The 18,070-nt window shown below is 67.8% G+C and carries 17 protein-coding genes and 1 tRNA gene; 10 read left to right on the top strand and 8 right to left on the bottom strand.

Annotated features, from left to right (window positions below; translation table 11 throughout):
* The first annotated feature begins 7 nt into the window (after nt 1–7).
* Nucleotides 8–856 (top strand): endonuclease domain-containing protein, encoded by an 849-nt coding sequence (locus tag D7I44_RS12085; protein WP_120789727.1) that lies wholly within the window; start codon nt 8–10, stop codon nt 854–856.
* 94 nt (nt 857–950) lie between these two features.
* Here D7I44_RS12085 and D7I44_RS12080 read toward each other — a convergent pair whose 3' ends face one another.
* Together D7I44_RS12080 and sp36 are read right to left on the bottom strand one after the other, a co-directional pair.
* Entirely contained in the window at nt 951–1,421 is a 471-nt protein-coding gene (locus D7I44_RS12080) for a RidA family protein (RefSeq protein ID WP_120789726.1), read from the bottom strand.
* A 9-nt stretch (nt 1,422–1,430) separates the two neighbouring features.
* Nucleotides 1,431–1,589, bottom strand: coding sequence for a Sp36 family protein (sp36, locus tag D7I44_RS12075; RefSeq protein WP_120789725.1), 159 nt, complete (start codon nt 1,587–1,589; stop codon nt 1,431–1,433).
* Nucleotides 1,590–1,664: 75 nt separating this feature from the next.
* Here sp36 and D7I44_RS12070 point away from each other — a divergent pair, with 75 nt between their 5' ends.
* From D7I44_RS12070 to D7I44_RS12035, 8 genes are all read left to right on the top strand, one after another.
* A complete protein-coding gene (locus D7I44_RS12070; RefSeq protein WP_120789724.1) occupies nt 1,665–4,421 on the top strand; it encodes a transglycosylase domain-containing protein in 2,757 nt (918 codons plus the stop codon).
* A gap of 2 nt (nt 4,422–4,423) precedes the next feature.
* Nucleotides 4,424–5,362: a metallophosphoesterase gene (locus tag D7I44_RS12065; RefSeq protein WP_120789723.1), complete on the top strand. Its 939-nt coding sequence runs from the start codon at nt 4,424–4,426 to the stop codon at nt 5,360–5,362.
* Between the two features lie 86 nt (nt 5,363–5,448).
* Nucleotides 5,449–7,842: a transglycosylase domain-containing protein gene (locus D7I44_RS12060; RefSeq protein WP_120789722.1), complete on the top strand. Its 2,394-nt coding sequence runs from the start codon at nt 5,449–5,451 to the stop codon at nt 7,840–7,842.
* A 59-nt stretch (nt 7,843–7,901) separates the two neighbouring features.
* Nucleotides 7,902–7,978 (top strand) — tRNA-Pro (locus D7I44_RS12055).
* Between the two features lie 271 nt (nt 7,979–8,249).
* A complete protein-coding gene (locus tag D7I44_RS12050; RefSeq protein ID WP_120789721.1) occupies nt 8,250–9,335 on the top strand; it encodes an efflux RND transporter periplasmic adaptor subunit in 1,086 nt (361 codons plus the stop codon).
* Nucleotides 9,335–10,033, top strand: coding sequence for an ABC transporter ATP-binding protein (locus D7I44_RS12045; RefSeq protein WP_120789720.1), 699 nt, complete (start codon nt 9,335–9,337; stop codon nt 10,031–10,033). Before D7I44_RS12050 ends, D7I44_RS12045 begins: the two co-directional genes overlap by 1 nt.
* A complete protein-coding gene (locus D7I44_RS12040; protein WP_120789719.1) occupies nt 10,030–11,259 on the top strand; it encodes an ABC transporter permease in 1,230 nt (409 codons plus the stop codon). The genes D7I44_RS12045 and D7I44_RS12040 overlap by 4 nt, the downstream gene beginning before the upstream one ends.
* A gap of 119 nt (nt 11,260–11,378) precedes the next feature.
* Entirely contained in the window at nt 11,379–11,828 is a 450-nt protein-coding gene (locus D7I44_RS12035) for a MarR family winged helix-turn-helix transcriptional regulator (RefSeq protein ID WP_120789718.1), read from the top strand.
* Here the strand turns inward: D7I44_RS12035 and D7I44_RS12030 are convergent.
* Nucleotides 11,825–12,835, bottom strand: coding sequence for an LLM class flavin-dependent oxidoreductase (locus D7I44_RS12030; RefSeq protein ID WP_120790930.1), 1,011 nt, complete (start codon nt 12,833–12,835; stop codon nt 11,825–11,827). The two genes, D7I44_RS12035 and D7I44_RS12030, sit on opposite strands and share 4 nt — an antisense overlap.
* A gap of 75 nt (nt 12,836–12,910) precedes the next feature.
* On the opposite strand from D7I44_RS12030, the gene D7I44_RS12025 reads away from it, so the two are divergent.
* A complete protein-coding gene (locus D7I44_RS12025) occupies nt 12,911–13,369 on the top strand; it encodes a VanZ family protein (protein ID WP_120789717.1) in 459 nt (152 codons plus the stop codon).
* A gap of 8 nt (nt 13,370–13,377) precedes the next feature.
* Here the strand turns inward: D7I44_RS12025 and D7I44_RS12020 are convergent, their stop codons facing one another.
* From D7I44_RS12020 to D7I44_RS12000, 5 genes are all read right to left on the bottom strand, one after another.
* Nucleotides 13,378–13,941: a hypothetical protein gene (locus tag D7I44_RS12020; protein WP_162940251.1), complete on the bottom strand. Its 564-nt coding sequence runs from the start codon at nt 13,939–13,941 to the stop codon at nt 13,378–13,380.
* A gap of 170 nt (nt 13,942–14,111) precedes the next feature.
* Complete coding sequence (locus D7I44_RS12015; RefSeq protein WP_120789715.1) at nt 14,112–14,672, bottom strand: hypothetical protein; 561 nt, start codon at nt 14,670–14,672, stop codon at nt 14,112–14,114.
* A gap of 256 nt (nt 14,673–14,928) precedes the next feature.
* Nucleotides 14,929–15,510, bottom strand: coding sequence for a hypothetical protein (locus tag D7I44_RS12010; protein WP_120789714.1), 582 nt, complete (start codon nt 15,508–15,510; stop codon nt 14,929–14,931).
* 199 nt (nt 15,511–15,709) lie between these two features.
* Nucleotides 15,710–16,246 (bottom strand): hypothetical protein, encoded by a 537-nt coding sequence (locus D7I44_RS12005; protein WP_162940250.1) that lies wholly within the window; start codon nt 16,244–16,246, stop codon nt 15,710–15,712.
* Complete coding sequence (locus D7I44_RS12000; RefSeq protein ID WP_162940249.1) at nt 16,243–18,069, bottom strand: DUF4012 domain-containing protein; 1,827 nt, start codon at nt 18,067–18,069, stop codon at nt 16,243–16,245. The genes D7I44_RS12005 and D7I44_RS12000 overlap by 4 nt, the downstream gene beginning before the upstream one ends.
* Nucleotide 18,070: the final 1 nt, after the last annotated feature.

Raw genomic sequence — 18,070 nt, 5'->3', positions numbered from 1 at the left:
GTCAGGCATGACACCCACCCAATACCTCGACCTCAACGCCGGCTTCGGCACTCGGGGCAAGCTGCGCGACCTTGGCTGGACCGATCCGCAGCTCCGCCGCTTCGTCGCGTCCGGACAGCTCATCGCAATCGGCAGGCACGTCGTCGCCCGACGAGCCGCAAACCCGGAACTGCTCCGCGCCGTACGCCTCGGCAGCAGACTCGCCTGCGTCAGTGCAGCACTTCATCGTGGGCTCTGGGCTATTGACGACGAGAAATTCCACGTGGCACCGCGCGCCCTCAACTCGCATGCAGCCCCCGACGAGGTGACGCCGCCGGCTGTGCTGCACTGGACCAGGCATCCCGTGGACCCTGTCGGTGACCTGTTCGCGCTGGAATCCGTCGTCAACATGCTCATGCACGTCGCGAAGTGTCAGCCCGTTGAGTACGCGGTCGCGGTATTCGACTCCGCAGTGCGCCAGGGTCAGATCCACATCGACGAGTTGCGCGCTTTGGCGAAGGTGTACGGGGGCCGCTTCCGGCGAGTCGTGGCGCTGACGAGCACGCAATCCGACTCGGGCATCGAGTCCATCGCGCGGGTACGGCTCTTCTGGGCGGGCATCGCCACCAGGGAACAGGTGAAGATCGACGGCCACCCGGTCGACTTGCTGATCGGCGATCGGCTGATCATTCAGCTCGACGGCAAGCAGCACCTGACGGATCCCGTGCAGCTCGCGCGCGATCGGGCTCAGGATCGGCGGCTGAAGCGCATGGGGTACACGGTGCTGAGATACGGGTATGCCGAGGTCATCTTCGCGTGGGCCGATGTGGCTGAGGAGATCGGGCGGACCATCGCGCAGCGGCTCCACCTCTGGTGACCCTCGAAGCGCCTGCGGTGGAAACCGCGTGGGGCGCACGAAATCTCCGAAAACGTGCGCCCGAGAGCGATTCCACCGCGGAACCCCCGGGGGGTTAAACGAACTCGAGGACCAGCTCGACCTCGACCGGCGAGTCGAGCGGCAGCACCGCCACGCCGACCGCCGAGCGAGCATGCGCCCCGATCTCCGGGCCGAAGACGGCGCCGAGCAGCTCAGAGGCGCCATTGACGACCCCGGGCTGACCGGTGAAAGAGGGGTCGGATGCCACGAACCCGACGACCTTCACCACCTGGGTGATCCGGTCGAGAGACCCGAGCACCGAGCGCGCCGCCGCCAGCGCGTTGATGGCGGCAGTCCGCGCATAGTCATGAGCGTCAGAGGCAGGAACGAGCCCGTGCCCGTCGCCGACCTTCCCGGTCGCGGGCAGAGCGCCCTCCACAAGAGGCAGCTGCCCCGCCGTGTAGACGTAGGAACCTGACACGACGGCGGGAACATATGCCCCGGCCGGCGCCGGGACGGACGGCAGCACGATGCCCAGTGAGGCAAGCGTCGATTCAGCAGGCATCCGCACGCCTCAACTCTCGGCAACCGGCCGCTTGAAGAACGCGATCAACCCGCCCTCAGCCGAGGTGATCACCTGTACGAGTTCCCACCCCTCTGAACCCCAGTTGTTCAAGATCGCGGTCTCGCGGTGAAGTAGAAGGGGCGTCGTGACGTATTCCCAGCGGGGCAACGGATCTCCTCAGAATCGGGCGCGAGCACGCGCTGGCGAGCAAGTTGCCAGCCAGTCGCCTGTAACCTGCATCCTATGTCTGCCCGAAAACTCACTGCCAGAGGTGTGCTCGGCGGGCTGCTCGGCTTCGTTGCGATGAGCGCGGTGGCCGGTCTGCTCGTCGCTGCAGCGGTCACACCTGCTGTCGCGGTGACCGGCATGGCTGCGAACAACAGCATCGGCGTGTTCCAGGGCCTGCCCGAATACTTGAAGATCGACTCCCTGGCGACGCGTTCGACGATGTACGCGAAGCAGGGCGGCAAGGACGTGCCGATCGCGACGTTCTACTCGCAGAACCGCATCGTCGACACCTGGGACCAGATCAACCAGATCACCAAGGACGCAGCGGTCAGCACAGAGGACCCGCGCTTCTACTCCCACGGCGCGATCGACGTGCAGGGCACGACGCGCGCCCTGGTGAACGACCTGCTCAACAAGAGCGGCGAGACGCAGGGCGGCTCGTCGATCACCCAGCAGTACGTGAAGAACGTGCGCCTGCAGACCTGCGAGAAGTACAACGTCCTCCCTGACGACACCGGCACGGCTGAGCAGCAGCAGGCGGCGCAGGCGGCGCTGACGAAGAAGTACCAGGACTGCTACAACAGCTACACCGACGCGACCGGCCTCGACGGCCTCTCGCGCAAGGTGCAAGAGATGAAGCTCGCCATCGGTGTCGAGAAGAAGTACAACAAGCAGGACATCCTGCTCGGCTACCTCAACATCGCGGGCTTCGGCGGCCAGGTCTACGGCATCGAGTCGGCCGCGCGCTACTACTTCAACACCACCGCCGCCCAGCTCAACCTGCAGCAGGCGGCCACGCTCATCGCGATCGTCAACAACCCGAACAACCTGCGCATCGACCTGCCGAACAACAAGCTGAACGGCACGGCGAACGGCTTCAAGGCGACACTCGACCGCCGCAACTACGTGCTGCGCTCGATGCTCAAGGCCAAGACGATCACGCAGCAGCAGTACGACGACGCGGTGAAGACGAAGATCGAGCCGACGATCACGCCGCAGCCTTCCGGCTGCGCCCAGGCCGCCGGCCAGGACGCAGCGTTCTACTGCGACGCGGTTATGTACGAGATTCAGCACAACCCGGTGTTCGGCAAGACGCAGGACGATCGGGATGCCCTGCTGAACCACGGCGGGCTCAACATCTACACGGCGCTGAACCTCGACCTGCAGAGCCAGGCGCAGCAGGCGCTCAGCAGCTACATCCCGCCGAGCGACCCGAGGTTCAACATCGGCGGCGCCGACGTGTCGGTCGAGCTCAACACGGGCCGTGTCGTGCTCGCCGTGCAGAACCGGCCGTTCAACCCGACGACCACGTCACAGGGCAATTCGACGCAGACCGCCTACACCTTCGACTACAACCACGGCGGGTCAAGCGGATTCCAGACCGGGTCGACCTACAAGGCGTTCAGCCTCGTCGAATGGCTGAAGGCCGGGCACGCCCTCAACGACATCGTCAACGCCCCCGTCAGCCGGGCGACGATCCCGCAGAGCAAGTACCACAGCTCGTGCGACACCCCGAACGGCCCCGCCTGGCAGCTGAAGAACGACGAATCGGGCGAGGGCGGCCCGATGACGGTGCTGAAGGCGACCGCCCTGTCGATCAACACCGCCTTCGCGGTGATGGGCGAGCAGTTCGACCTGTGCTCGCTGCGCAACGACGCGGCCGCGCTCGGCGTGAAGCCCGCGTACCCGTACGAGCAGCAGTACAACTCCAAGGGTGTGCTGGTGAATGTCACCGACGCCAACGGCAAGCCAGTGCCGGCACAGCTCGCCGACAACCCGTCGTCGATTCTCGGCACCAACTACGTCTCCCCGCTCGACATGGCGGTCGCGTACGCCGGCATCGCGAACGGCGGCAAGACCTGCAGCCCCATCTACATCGACAAGGTGACGGATGCCACGGGCAAGGATCTGCCCGTTCCGCAGACCACCTGCACCCAGGCCATCGACCCGAAGATCGCGGCCGGCGTGACCTACGCCCTCGCCAACGGCCCGCTGGTCGGCTCCGGCACGGGTGCCGCCGCGAACCCGAAGGACGGCGTCCCGATCATGGGCAAGACCGGTACGGCCAACGGCAAGGACGGTGAGCCCGGCGTGCAGAACTGGCTCGTCACCTCGACGACCAAGGTCGCGAACGCCACCTGGGTCGGCAACGTCTCGGGCAACTACGCCTTCCAGGACTTGACGTTCAACCACGTCCAGGGCCGCAACGTGAAGTTCCCGATCGCGAAATCGATCCTCACGAACCTCGACAAGACGTACGGCGGCGACGCGTTCCCGACGCCCGATGCGCTCAGCGTGAACGGCCCGCAGGTCGGCATCCCCGATCTCTCGGGGAAGACGCCGCAGCAGGCGCAGCAGGTGCTCGAGGGCCTCGGCTTCGTCTTCGCCGACGGCGGCCCGCAGCCGGGCTCGCAGCCCGCCGGCACCGTGCAGAGCACGAACCCGCCCGCAGGATCGAAGCTCAGCAAGGGCTCGACCGTGACGATCTACGAGTCCGACGGCAGCCAGGTGCTCGTGCCCGATGTGACGGGCAAGAAGCTGACGGATGCCGTCGCGACACTCATGGCGGCGGGCCTGACGCCGCAGGTGCCCGGTGGCGTCAGCGACCCGAACGGCACGGTCACTGCCGAGAACCCGGGCGCGAACACGCCCGTGAACAAGGGCACAGCTGTACAGCTGCAGGTGCAGCCGAGCGGTGGCGCAGGTGGCGGCCAAGGCGGCGGTGGCGGGCCCGGCGGCGGCCAAGGCGGCGGCCCGGGAAAGAACCCGTAGCCATGACCCGCAGCCCCCTGCGCACTCTCGGCGCCGCCGCACTCGCGGTCGGCGCCGTCGGCGCTGCGACCTTCGCCTACGCCTCGCTGATCGAGAGGAAGCAGTTCACGCTGCGCGAATTCACCGCGCCGGTGCTGCCGGCGGGGGCCGAACCGATCAGGGTGCTGCACCTGAGCGACCTGCACATGGCGGCGTGGCAGCGCGAGAAGCAGGTGTGGCTGACGAAGCTGGCACAGCTCAAGCCCGACCTCATCGTCGACACGGGTGACAACCTCGGTCATGAAGACGGACTGATCGGCATCCGCGCAGCCCTCGAGCCGTTCAAGGGTGTGCCCGGTGTGTACGTGTGGGGGTCGAACGACTACTTCGGGCCGAGCCCCCGCAACCCGGTGAAGTACTTCACGGGGCCGAGCAGGCTGCACCCGAAGCCGACCTCGCTCGACATCGCGGGTCTGAAGGCGTATCTCGACGGGCTCGGGTTCACCGACCTCAACAACACGGCAACGGCGATCGAGATCAAGGGCACGCGGCTCGAGTTCTTCGGCGTCGACGACCCGCACCGCCACTACGACGACCTCGATGCTGCGGCGGATGCCTTGGCCGGCGTGGCGGCAGAGGGAAGGTCCGTGCGCATCGGCGTCGCCCACGCCCCCTACCAGTACGTGCTCAACAGCTTCATCGACCACGGTGCGCGCCTGATCTTCGCCGGCCACACGCACGGCGGCCAGGTGTGCGTGCCGGGCTGCGGTGCGCTCGTCACGAACTGCGACCTGCCGCGCAAGCAGGCGAAGGGGCTCAGCATGTGGCGCCACCAACTGCGCTCGGCATACCTGCACGTGAGCGCGGGCCTCGGCACGTCGATCTACGCGCCGGTGCGCTTCGCGTGCAAGCCCGAGGCGACGCTGCTGACCCTGGTCCCTGAGGGCCAGGCATCCGTCTAGCCGCTCACGTAACGCATGCACAACGTTCAGCGCGCACTCGGGCGCCCTCTAGGGAAGCTTTGATTCGGCCCGGTTAGCCTGAACCGATGTCTTTGTCTGGGTCGGAAGCCGGTCGCCGCACGAGGCTCGCCAAAGCACTTGGCGGCTTCCTCGGCATGAGCGCCATCGCGGGGGTTCTCGTCGGCGTGCTCATCGCGCCGGCGGCGATCGCGGGCACGACGGTGACGAAGTCGGGCATCGAGTCGTTCAACGCTCTGCCCGACTACCTCAAGATCGAGGCGCCCGACCAGTACACGACCTTCTACGCGACGCAGAACGACCAGTGGGTCAAGATCGCGCAGTTCTACTACCAGAACCGCATCGACGTTCCGTGGGACCAGGTCTCGCAATCCGTCAAAGACGCGGCCGTCGCCACCGAGGACCCGCGGTTCTACTCCGAGGGCGGCGTCGACGTGCTCGGCATCCTGCGCGGTGCGGCGAGCACGGTGTCGGGGAATGGCACGCAGGGCGGCTCCTCGATCACGCAGCAGTACGTGAAGAACGTGCTGGTGCAGCGATGCGAGGCCGACTACCCGATCGACGCGAACGCGAGCACCAAGGTGCGGACTGAGCAGCAGAAGAAGCTCAGCGCGTGCTATCAGGATGCCGCGGGGGTGACTGTCCCGCGGAAGATCCAAGAGATCCGCTACGCGACGGGCGTCTCGAAGCAGTACTCGAAGCAGCAGATCCTGCTCGGCTACCTGAACCTCGTCGGCTTCGGCGGCCAGGTCTACGGCGTGCAGGCGGCCGCCCAGTACTACTTCAACACGACGGCGGCGAAGCTCGACCTGAACCAGTCGGCGACGCTCGTCGCGATCCTCAACAACCCGGCGAACCTGCGCATCGACCAGACCAAGGCGCAGAACCCGGGCAGCAACCCCGAGAACGGCTTCAAGGCGACGAAGGACCGCCGCGACTACGTGCTCGACCGCATGGTCAAGAACCACAAGATCACGCAAAAGCAGGCCGACGACACGAAGAAGCAGCCGATCACGCCGACGATCACCCCGACGCCGACGGGCTGCACGAGCGCGCAGGCGAACGACGCGGGATTCTTCTGCGACTACGTGCAAGACACGATCCTGAACGACACGACCTTCGGCAAGACCGCGGCCGACCGCGAGCGCTTCTTCCGCCGCGGCGGCATCAACGTGTACACGACGCTGAATCTCGACCTGCAGAACACGGCGCAGGCGTCCCTCGACCAGTACATCCCCCATTCCACGGGCGACCCGAGCTTCCCGCTCGGAGCCTCGAACGTGTCGATGGAGGTCGGCACCGGCCGCGTGGTCACGATGGTGCAGAACAAGACCTACAGCGCGGGCGCCACCAGCGACCCCGGGGCGACGTCGCTCAACTACAACACCCCGTACGCGTACGGCGGTTCGAGCGGATTCCAGACGGGGTCGTCGTTCAAGCCGTTCGTGCTCGCGGAGTGGCTCGAGCAGGGGCATACGCTCTATCAGTCGGTCAACGGGTCGAGTACGACGTTCGCCTACAACAAGTACCAGACACAGTGCAACTCGACCGCGCCGTACCAAAGCTACGGCACATTCTCGGTGAAGAACGACACGCCGTCCGAGAATGGCGTGCGCACGGTGCTGCAGGGCACGGCGCAGTCGATCAACACGATCTACATGATGATGGCGCAGCAGCTGAACCTGTGCGACGTGCATCACCTGGCTCAGTCGATGGGCGTCGACGTCGCGAACCCCAACAAGAAGACGGGTGGCGGCACCTGGTCGACGTCACCGACAAGCGCCATCGGCACCAACAACGTGTCGCCGATCCAGATGGCGCAGGCCTACGCAGCCTTCGCCAACGGCGGCATCACCTGCACTCCGATCGTGATCGACAAGATCACGCGGACGGATGACGGTTCGAACGTCGCCGTGCCGAAGACCAAGTGCACGCAGACGATTCCGAAGGACATCGCGGACGGCGTGATCTACGCCCTCAAGACCGTGCTCACCGGCAACGGCACAGGCGTGCTCGCGAACCCGCACGACGGGGTGCCGCTGTTCGGCAAGACCGGTACTTCCAACGACGCCATTCAGAACTGGATCGTCACTTCGAGCTCGAAGGTCGCGCAGGCGACCTGGGTCGGCAACCTCCAGCAGAACCCGAGCAAGAGCCTGCGCAAGACGGGCTTCCGCGGGGTGACGAATCACCGGTATGTGCAGGGCGGCGACGCGAAGCTGGTCGTGGCTGAGCCGATCATCGCGGCCCTGAACAAGGTGTACGGCGGCGAGAACTGGGACGCTCCCCCGTCGAGCATGCTCTACGGCAAGAACTACAAGCCACCGGTGACGACGGCCCCGACCGCACCGGCGACGACGCCTGCTCAGCCGACGCAGCCCACGCAGCCGACCCAGCAGCAGCCGACCCAGCCGGCCGAGCCGCAGAACCCGGTCGTCCCCCTCCCCACCCCCAGCGGCTAGCCCCTCGATTCGAACCCCGCCCCCGAATCGGCTAGACTGGCGGAGGCCTTCGGGCCACTCGGGGTGTGGCGCAGTTTGGTAGCGCGCTTCGTTCGGGACGAAGAGGTCGTGGGTTCAAATCCCGCTACCCCGACCAAAAACTTGCATAATGCAACGGCGGAAGCCCTCCCTTCGGGGAGGGCTTCCGCCGTTTCCGCACGCGGTTCTTTGACGAAGAGCTCGTGCTCACACCGGCGCGCGATCCTCCTCAAGGATGATTTTCGACCCTATTCTGTCGTTTAGGTTCCGCCCGCCGGTCGATGGGCGGCATCGTTGACCCAGTGGCGCCAGCGCGCACCCGCACAGGAGCGATCCAGGCGCGCTGCCCCTCGGGGAAGCCCACCACTCGACAAGGAGACGCGACCCGTATGACCGCAGCTTCCCCGGGCGTCGTGCGACGCTGGGTGTTCCCCATCCTCCGCATCCTGGTGTTCGCCGCCATCGGCGTCGCGCTCGTGAAGCTGGCCTTCTTCAACGGCGCGACCTCAGGCAGCGACCAGATCGTGCCGACCGGCGCCGTCAGCGATCCGGTCACGACGGTCCACACGGGGTCCATCCACAACGACGTCAGCCTCTCGGCGACGGTGTTCCCTGACGCAGCGGTGCCTGTGCGCGCGAGCGTCACGGGTGAGATCACCAAGGTCTCGGCGACCGCAGGGCAGCACGTCGACGGCGGCACCGCCCTCGTCACGATCAAGCAGACCATCGAGTCGACCGGAACGGTCACGAAGAACCAGACGACGACCGATCCGGATACGGGCGAGGTCACGACCACTCCGATCACGGAGCCCGCACCGCCGGTCATCAAGTACGTCGTCGTCCCGGCCGGCGCAGCCGGCACCCTGTCCTCCCTCACGGCGCTCGTCGGTCAGGAGGTCGCGGTGGGTGACGTGCTCGCGCAGGTCGCCCCGCCGACCTTCAACGTCTCTGGCACGATCGCCGCCGTCGACCAGTACCGGCTTCTCTCGAAGCCGACGGAGGCGCAGGTGACGATTTCCGGCGGCCCCGAACCGTTCACCTGCACCGGGCTGACGATCAGCGCGCCGCTCGCCGGCTCGACGGGCGGCGCGGGTGACTCTAGCGCCCCGGCCGGCGACACCTCTGCCGACAGCTCGGGGTCGCCGGCCACCGGCGGCCCGACCGTGCGCTGCGCCGTGCCCGCCGACACGACGGTCTTCGCCGGCCTCGCGGCAAAGGTCAAGATCAGCGCCGGCTCCGCCGACGACGCCCTTCTGGTGCCCGCAACGGCGGTGGAAGGCGCGGGGGCGGCGGGCACCGTCTATCTTCCGGGCGCCGACGGCGCCGCGCCGACACCCGCCAAGGTGCAGCTCGGCATCTTCGACGGCACCTCGGTGCAGATCGTGTCCGGCCTCAAGAAGGGCGACGAGATCCTCGAGTTCGTGCCGTCGAAGTCCGACGAGCAGCACGCCGCACAGGCAGGATTCGGCGGCTGATGGCGATCCTCGAGCTCGAGGGCGTCACGCGCGTCGTGCCGATCCCCGATGACGAGCCGTTGCACATTCTTCGTGGCGTCGATCTCGTGGTCGACGCCGGCGAGCACGTCTCGATCGTCGGCCGCAGCGGCTCGGGCAAGTCGACCCTGCTCAACATCCTCGGCCTGCTCGACGAGCCGAGCGACGGCAGCATCGTCTTCGACGGTGTGCCCGTGCGGCGCATGTCGGCGGCGGCCCGCGACCGGCGGCGCGGCCGCGAGGTGGGCTTCATCTTCCAACAGTTCAACCTGCTGCCGGGGCGCACGGCAGTCGAGAACGTCGCCACGCCCCTGCTCTACGCGCATCCGCGTCAGTTCTGGCGACGCCGCCGGCTCGCCCTCGACATGCTCGATCGCGTCGGGCTCGGTGAGCGCACCGAATGGGTGCCGAGCCGGCTCTCCGGCGGCGAACAGCAGAGGGTCGCGATCGCGCGCGCACTGGTGCGCGGGCCGCGTGTCATCCTCGCCGACGAGCCGACCGGCGCGCTCGACATCGACACCGGACGTGCCGTGATGAGCCTTCTCGACGAGGTCGCCCGCGACACCGGCGCCGCCCTCGTCACGATCACGCACGACCCCGACATCGCCGCGCTCGCGAGCCGCCGCTACCGCCTCGAAGACGGCGTGCTGCGCCCGGCGCTCGCAGAGGTCGCCTTATGAGAGCCATCACGGGGCCGATCAGCGTGCTGGTGGAGGCCTGGGCGGAGTTCCGCGTCTACCGTGCCCGCGTCCTCATGTCGATCATCGGCGTCGCCGTCGCGATCATGGCACTCACCGCGATCGCGGCCATCTCGGCCGTCGCGCAGCAGGCCGTCGTGGAAGACATGGAGCGCGGCAGCGGGCGCCCCGCGATGCTCAGCATCAATCCGCCGTACACCGACGACGGAAACCCCGCCGTTCCCGTCACCGCCTTCGACGCGCAGGTCAGGAACGAGCTGAAGCGCTACGACATCCGCTACTGGAGCCGCCAGGGCTCTCCCCAGATCACGCTGCGCGGCCTGCCGGACGACGTCTACCTGCAGTCGTCCACGGTCGACGCGGCGTACGGCACGATGTTCCGCACCCGCATGGTCGAAGGTTCCTGGTTCTCCGCGCAGGACAGCCGACGGCTGGTGCCCGCCGTGGTCATCAACGAGGGCCTCTGGAAGGTTCTCGGCAGTCCCGACCTGCGCACGCATCCGGTCGTCCACCTGTCGAGCCCCACGGCGATCGACGCGGTCGTCGTCGGCGTCGCCTCCGGCGGAGACGCGCACTACACGCAGCTGTGGATGCTCTACGACGCGTACACGGCGCTCGTGCCCGCTGATTCGCCCACACAAGACGGCAACCAGGTCAGCTATCTCGCCTGGGTGCCGCCGCATCACGCCTCCGCGCTGTCGCAGCGTTTGGGCGCCGATCTGTCGCGCGCTGCGGGCGATGGGATGACCGTGGATGTCGGCCGTCAGGACTATCAGTCGGGCGGCGGCAGCGACCCGCTGCTCTTCGTCAAGGTCGTCGGCGGGGCGGCGGCCGGCCTGATCCTGCTGCTCGGAGCCCTCGGGCTGCTGAACATCTCGATGGTGACGGTGCGGGCGCGAATCCGCGAGATCGGCATCCGCCGCTCGTTCGGCGCGACCGCCGGCCGCGTCTTCGCCGGCGTCATGATGGAGAGCGTCGTCGCGACGGCGGTGGCCGGCATCGTCGGGGTGATGGCGGCGATCCTCGCCCTCGAGAACCCGCTCGTCTCGGGCTTCCTCCGGCGGCAGGGGCTGCAAGACATCCCCGCGTTCCCGCTGTCGGCCGCCGCGCTCGGCCTGCTCGTCGCCATCGGTGTCGGCGCTCTCGCGGGGCTGCTGCCGGCTCTCGTCGCGGTGCGGGTCAAGCCGATCGACGCCATCCGATACTGAACACGGCAGTGCCCGGCGCAGCATTCCGTTGCTGCGCGACAACAAATCCCCCCTGTTGCGGCTGACGAATGCTCTGTTTGCATAGTGCATCGGATGCCTGGGCCGACTAGGTTTCATGCATGGCACGCCCGAAGTCATCCCGAGCAGCGTTGCTCGACTCGATCTTTGAAGAGATCAATGTGATCACCCGCCGCGGCACCGCTCGCGCCCGCCGACTGGCAGCCCCGCTCAGCTACGTCGAGCACTCGCTGCTGCAGTTCATCGGCTCCACCCCCGGGTGCCGCGCCACCGACATCGCGAGCTCCTTCCACCTCAACCGCTCCACCGTGTCGCGGCAGGTGTCGGCGCTGCTCGACCACGGGTTGGTCGAGTACACGGCGCGCAGCGAGGACTCCCACCACCGCGGCCGCGAGCTCGCGCTCACCGCCGACGGCAAGCAACGGCTCGCCTCGGCCCGGGGTGAGCAGCGGAAGGCGTCGTTCGAACGGCTCGCCGACTGGAGCGACGATGAGCTGTCGCAGTTCGCCAAGCTGCTCGACCGCTACAACCTGAAGGAGCCGCGGGTTTAGCCCTGCAGCGACCGCACGATCTCCAGCGAGCGCTTCCGGTTCTCGAGCGTGGCGCCCGCAGGCTGCACCATGAGCTCGTCGACGCCCGTCGACGCGAGCAGCGACTCGAGCTGGGCGCGCACCTGGTCGGGCGTGCCGACCGCTTGGCGCGCGTTGCGGTGGGCGATGAACTCCTCCTCCAGAGGCGAGAAGGAATAGGCGAGCGCCTCGTCGATCGACACCGGCGACGGCTTCTGCCCCTGACGCATGCGGATGAACGAGATCGCACCGGGCAGCATCTCGCGGCGGACGACGTCGGCCGAGGCATCCGTGATCACCGTCACCGCGATCATCGAGTGCGGTGCCTCCAGGAATCCGCCCTCACGGAAAGAGTCGCGGTAGATCTCGAGCGCGCGCTCTGTGTTGTCGCCCGAGAAGTGGTGGGCGAACGCGAACGGCAGGCCGAGCGTGCCCGCGAGCTCGGCCGAGAAGCCCGACGAGCCGAGCAGCCAGATCTCCGGGGCGTCGCCGAGGCCGGGCACCGCGAGCAGCTGCGCCATCGGGTTGTTCGGCGACATGCCGTGGAAGAAGCCGATGAGGTCCATCAGCTCGCGCGGGAAGGCGGAGGCGTCGAGCCCCTCCTGCGTGCGGCGCAACGCGAACGCGGTGACGCCGTCGGTGCCGGGCGCGCGGCCGATGCCGAGGTCGATGCGGTCACCGTAGAGCGCGCGCAGCGTGCCGAACTGCTCGGCCACGACGAGCGGGGCGTGGTTCGGCAGCATCACGCCGCCCGAGCCGACGCGCATCGTTTGCGTGGCCGCGGCGACCGCCCCGATCAAGATGGCGGGCGACGACGAGGCGATGCCCGGCATGCCGTGGTGCTCCGCGAACCAGTAGCGGCCGTAGCCGAGCGGCTCGGCGTGCTGCGCCAGCGCGATCGAGCCGGCCACCGCGTCGGCATTCGTCTGCCCGAACCCACGCCAGGCGAGGTCGAGCACGTTCAGGGGCACATCAGTGAGCGCAGTCATCATTATCGGCAACAGGGCAGAGCGGTGGCGGATTCCTCACCGTGCCGATTCGATAGAAGAAGCTATTCTGAGCATATGTCATCTTTTGTTCGGCGAATGGCGGTGGCGGCCCTCGGCGTCGTCCTGCTCGTGGTGGCAGGCATCGTGCTATGGCCGACGCACCCGAACGCCTCCTGGTTGTTCGGCGACGCCGACCGACTGCTCACCCCGCTGGTCGGCGACGGGCTGCCGGGCATCCTGCTGCACTTCGGCGCGCTCGAGCTGGCCGCGAACATCGCGATGTTCGTCCCGCTCGGCTTTCTGGGCACGCTCGCCCTGCCCCGCCGCGGCTGGTGGGTAGCGCCGGTCGCATGCTTCGCGCTGTCCGTCACGATCGAGATGACCCAGTTGCTGCTCCTGCCCGATCGCACGTTCTCACTGCGCGACATCGTCGGGAACACCCTCGGGGGCCTGCTGGGCACGGTCCTCGCCGCTGCTGCTCGTGGAATCGCGGGCGCGGTCACCCGGCGTCGGCGCAGCACGGCCGTGGAATGATGCCCGGGTCAGCGCCTTCTGCTGCGCGGGCGGCGACGAACCGCCGCGACGGCCCAGAGCACGACGCCGAGGCCGGCCGCGACGCCGGCCCCCCACAGTGTGCGGTAGTCGATCGTCGTTCCGGTCTTCGCCAGCCCCGCCGCGACCGGTTTCGGGTCGACCGCACCGCACGCGGCGGTCACGGTGACAGTGCCGTATGCGGCGTTCTGCGTCCCCGGCTCGACGAGGTTGACGTTGTAGACGCCGCCCGCCCCGTGCCCGAAGTCGAGCGAGAACGCCGCGCCGCCGTCGCTGGAGCTCGTGATCTGCTTACTGACCTGCGCCGCGGTGAACATCGCGAACGTCGGCGATGCGGATGCACCCGAGACCGACAGCGTCAGTGCGACATTGCTGTCGAAGGTGTGAGCCGGAATCTGGCGAGTCAGGCTGCTGCACGAAGCGATCGACGCGGACCACGGGTCGGGCTTGAGCGGCGTGTAGGGCGCGGGGTCCGCCTGCGCGGCGAACGGAACGACAACGGCGAGCAACGCGGCCGCGCCAACCGCGGCAGCTGAACGAGAGAGTACGTGCATCGTGATCACATCCGGACATACCTGAGTTTTTCTCAGTTTATGAATGGATGCTTCAGCGCAAATCCCCCCGATGGGGTAACACTCCGACGGGGGTCAGGTGATGTGCGCACAAAAAACCGCTCCCCCCGGAAGATCTCCGAGGGGAGCGGTCGAGATGGTGCGATCGGCGCTCAGGCCTGAGCGTTCTCCGCTTTGCCGTCACGCTTGCGGTTCATGTTCCGCACGACGATGAACCCGCCGCCCAGCGCGACCAGGCCGACAGCACCCCACACGGTGGCGAGCGAGATGTAGGTACCGGTGGTGGCCAGGCCGCTCGACGCGCCGGCGGCCGAGGTGCCGGGGTCGAGGGTCGCCGTTGCGACGTGGCCGTCGGCGTCGGTCACCGTCGCGGTGATCGGTGCGCTGGCGCTCGCGGGCACGGTCACCGGAATGCTGGCAGCACCGGTGCTGGTTGCGGTTCCCGCGGCGTAGGGACCGGAGGTGGCGGCGAGGAACGCGGCCGAGGTCGGCACCGGGCCTGCACTCGTGAACGTGATCGTCAGCGTCGAGCCGGGCGTGAACACGCCGGGGCTGAAGGTGATGGTGATGGTGCCGCCGGGCGTGATCGTGATGGTGACGGCCGCCGGAACGCCCGGCGTGTACGTGTCGGCGGCGTTGGCCGCAACAGGAGCGGCGAAGACCGCGCCGACGACGATCGACGACGCTGCGACGATCTTGGTGAGCTTGTTCATGTTCGGGGCCCCCTGATAGCTGTTGACGGATCAGATTTCGGCTCTGAACAGTCGAAGCCCCGGGTTGGGACACCCACAGCAAGCGAGCCGGCACCTGCTACACGCGTTTGAGTGTAACCGGCTGTGTGAAGCCTGAATAGGGGGTGGTGTTTCGCGCAGGTTAATCCGTATAAGGCCGCGGGTGAACTTCCGCGCGAAAAAGCGGGGCGAAGCACAAATGCTTCGCCCCGCCAGAATGTCGGAAAGTGACGGCGAGTTACGCCGCGTGGGCCGCCGCCGGGCGGTCCTTGCGGCGAACCGCGACGCGCACCGCGATGAGACCGCCACCCAGCGCGAGCAGCCCGACCGCGCCCCAGATGGTCGCGATGGAGATGTACGTGCCGGTGGTGGCGAGGTTCGAGCCCGCGCCGGTGCCGGCAACCGCGATGGTCGCGGAAACGACGTGGCCGGTGGCAGCGTCGGTGACGGCGACCTGGATTGCGCTGCTGGCGTCTGCCGGAACGGTGGCGCGCAGCACGGCAGAGCCGGTGCCGCTGGCCGTACCGGTGATCGGGTTGGACTGAGCCGCGACGAAGACCGCGGGGCTCAGGGTTCCCGTGGCGGGGACGTCACCCGTGCTGGAGAACACGGCTGAGATCGAGCCACCATCGGTGAAGGTGTGGTCGCCGAAGTTGATGGTCACAGCCGCGCCCGGCGCAACGGCGCCCGCTCCGCTAGGGCCGGTGACGACCGGCGTGGTCGGCGGCGTGTAGTCAGCCGCGTTCGCGGCAACAGGGCCGGCGAAGATGCCGCCGGCGACGATGGCTGAGGCGATGAGCGTCTTGGTGAGGTTCTTCATAGTCGGTTCTCTCGATCTGCTGTGGAGCGCCACACCGCCGAACGCACCCCTCCCCCATAGGAAGCGAACGATGGCAGGAGACGGTCGGGCATCTTCTGCTGCTGATGCGCCTCTCGGGAGACGGCGCCTTGCCAGCCTATGGGAAGCACTTTCCCAGCACGAACTTGTTGCATGACCCCAGTCAGAGGGGTTGACAGGCTCAGTTCCGAGACCGGCGCCGCACGGCGGCGATCACCAGGGCGGCGATGCCAAGAGCAACGAGGATGCCGGCGAGCCAGACGACCCACATCGCGATGTTGGTGCCCGTCCAGGCCAGGGCGCTGCCCGACTTGCTCGGCACCGTGATCACGCCGGAGACGCTGTGCCCGTCTGGGGTCGAGACGGAGGCGTTGTAGACGCCGACGGCGTCGTCGGGGAACACCAGCGTGAAGGCGACAGATCCATCGGCATCCGTCTGCCCGACCGCCAGGTTGACGGTCGCGCTGCGCACGGCCGCGTCGAACGCACCCAAAGTCGGCGCCGGGCCGCTGCCCGAGATGATGGCGGTGGCCGCGGCGTGCGGGCCGAGGCCGTTCACGGTGATGCGGTTCGAGCCGGCGTGGGCGGTGACCGAGAAGGTTCCCGTCGTGGCCGGCGGGTAGGTGGCCGCCTGGGCTGCAAGAGGCACGCCGATGGCGAGCATCAGCGCGAGCCCGAGGCCCGCGACGGCGCGCAGCGCATGCCGCATAGTGGTCACTTCAGAACCGTCCCACATTCGAACTTCCCCCGCGAGACCGAGACGGGATTGATCTGCGGCGTCACGTCGACGGCAGGCTTCCCGGTCTTCCCCTTCTTGGGATTGTAGACAAGTCGCACGGTCGAGCTCTCGCCCGCCTTCACGTCGACCACGTATTGGGCGACGCTGCGGTCGCCGTCTTTCACGAACTTGACCGGCTCTGCGCCGCCCTTGCCGTCGAAGGCGTTGCCAAACTCGACGTCGGGCGAGCCATACACGGTGACCTGCGTGCGCATCGTGCCGACGGGTACGCCAAACGAGCCGCCGCCGCTGACGTACTCAGGCAGCGAGGCGACCTGGTCGGGCGCGACGCCGTTCTTCAGGGTGATCTCGACGACGTAGAGCGGGCCGACGTTCGAGCACGTCAGCTGCCCCGTGGTGACTGAGGTGTGCAGGTAGTAGTCCATCTTCGAGCCAGTGCCGTCGGCGAGGTACACGCCGAAGCGCTGCTCCCCCGCTGCGGACTTCGGCGGGCCGCCGGCAAGCGTCGTCTGCACCAGCTGCTTCTCTTCCTCGGGCTTCGCGCTCCACACCCGCATGCGTCGCTCGTCGCCGATGTGCGCGAAGGCCGTGAGCATGGCCGCCGGCTCGAACTGCCCGGCCGTGAGCTTGGAGAAGATCGCGCCGGACGCCACGTCGAAGAAGGCATCTTGCGCGTTCGGGTCGCTGAAGCGGGCGTACACATCGGAAAGGAGAGCCTTCACGACGTTCTGCGAGGTGAGCTCGGTCTGCTGCGGGGTGCCCGCGGCCACCGTCACGGGCCCGGTCGCCTGCAGGATGTACTTGAGCGCGACCGGGTCGAGGCTGACCACCCCGTCGACCGACTGGCCGAAGCGCTGCTGCCACATCGCCATCGCCAGCTTCGCGCTTTGATCGAAGTGCGGGGTGAGCGTGACGTCTTGCATGTATTCGCCGGTGATCTGGGTGAACAGCTCGTTGGTCGGCGCGGCGAGCGGCGCGATCGGCTGGTCGTAGGGGCCGAAGCTCGAGCCGGAGTACTGGCTGTCGAAGGAGATCGACCCATGATCGGCGGTGACGTGGATTACCGAGCCAGGGATGCCACCGCTCGCGCGTAGTTCAGCATTGTTGAGCACGAGAAGCAGGTAAGTGCGCGGGCTATCTTGCCCAAGCATGCCCGGCAGCAGGGTGGCGGCGCGGCTCGCGGCACCTGTAAAGGCTGCGACCTGGTCAATCTTCGTCGTGTACTGGTCAACCGCGGTCGCGAGGGGCGCGACGACACCCTTCGTCGAGACCGCGTGGGCAGCGCGGGCGCCGGCCTGAACCGCAGTGTCTGCCTTCGCGAGAGTGGGCGCGGCAGTGGCGAGCGGCGCGACGTTCAGCGCGCCGTTCTGCGGCTTGAAGCTATCGGCGTTAAGTTCGCCTGCGAGCCTCGTCAAGGGGTCGAGCCCGTTGCCCGTGACGGATGCCGCACTGGCCGACAGGCCGCTCAGAGCTCGCAGGTTGGGTCCGAGCCACGGCGTCTTCTCGACAACCCGGTAGACCGGGTCGGAGGTCAGGGCGTGTGCCTTGTCCGCCCGCTGGCGAAGCCCGGACGCCGCACTCGTCGCCGCGGCGGCGTCACCGTTCATGATGTCGGTCTGAATGGTGTTGGCGACGGGAAGCGCTCGGCGCAACTCATTTGCGGCGAGGATTCCCCTCACCCCCGCCCACGCGATCGCGGCCACGGCGATGAGCAGCACAGCGGCGATCAGCCAGCCAACCCATCGCTTCCCCTTGTTGCGGCGCTCGCGGCGGGGGCGGCGGTCGGCGGCGGCTGTCGACATG

It is taken from the genome of Gryllotalpicola protaetiae, from assembly GCF_003627055.1.
GTDB classification, from domain to species: Bacteria; Actinomycetota; Actinomycetes; order Actinomycetales; family Microbacteriaceae; genus Gryllotalpicola; species Gryllotalpicola protaetiae.
The sequence above is the reverse complement of the archived record's forward strand: the minus strand, read 5'-3'. Positions and strand labels throughout refer to the sequence as shown.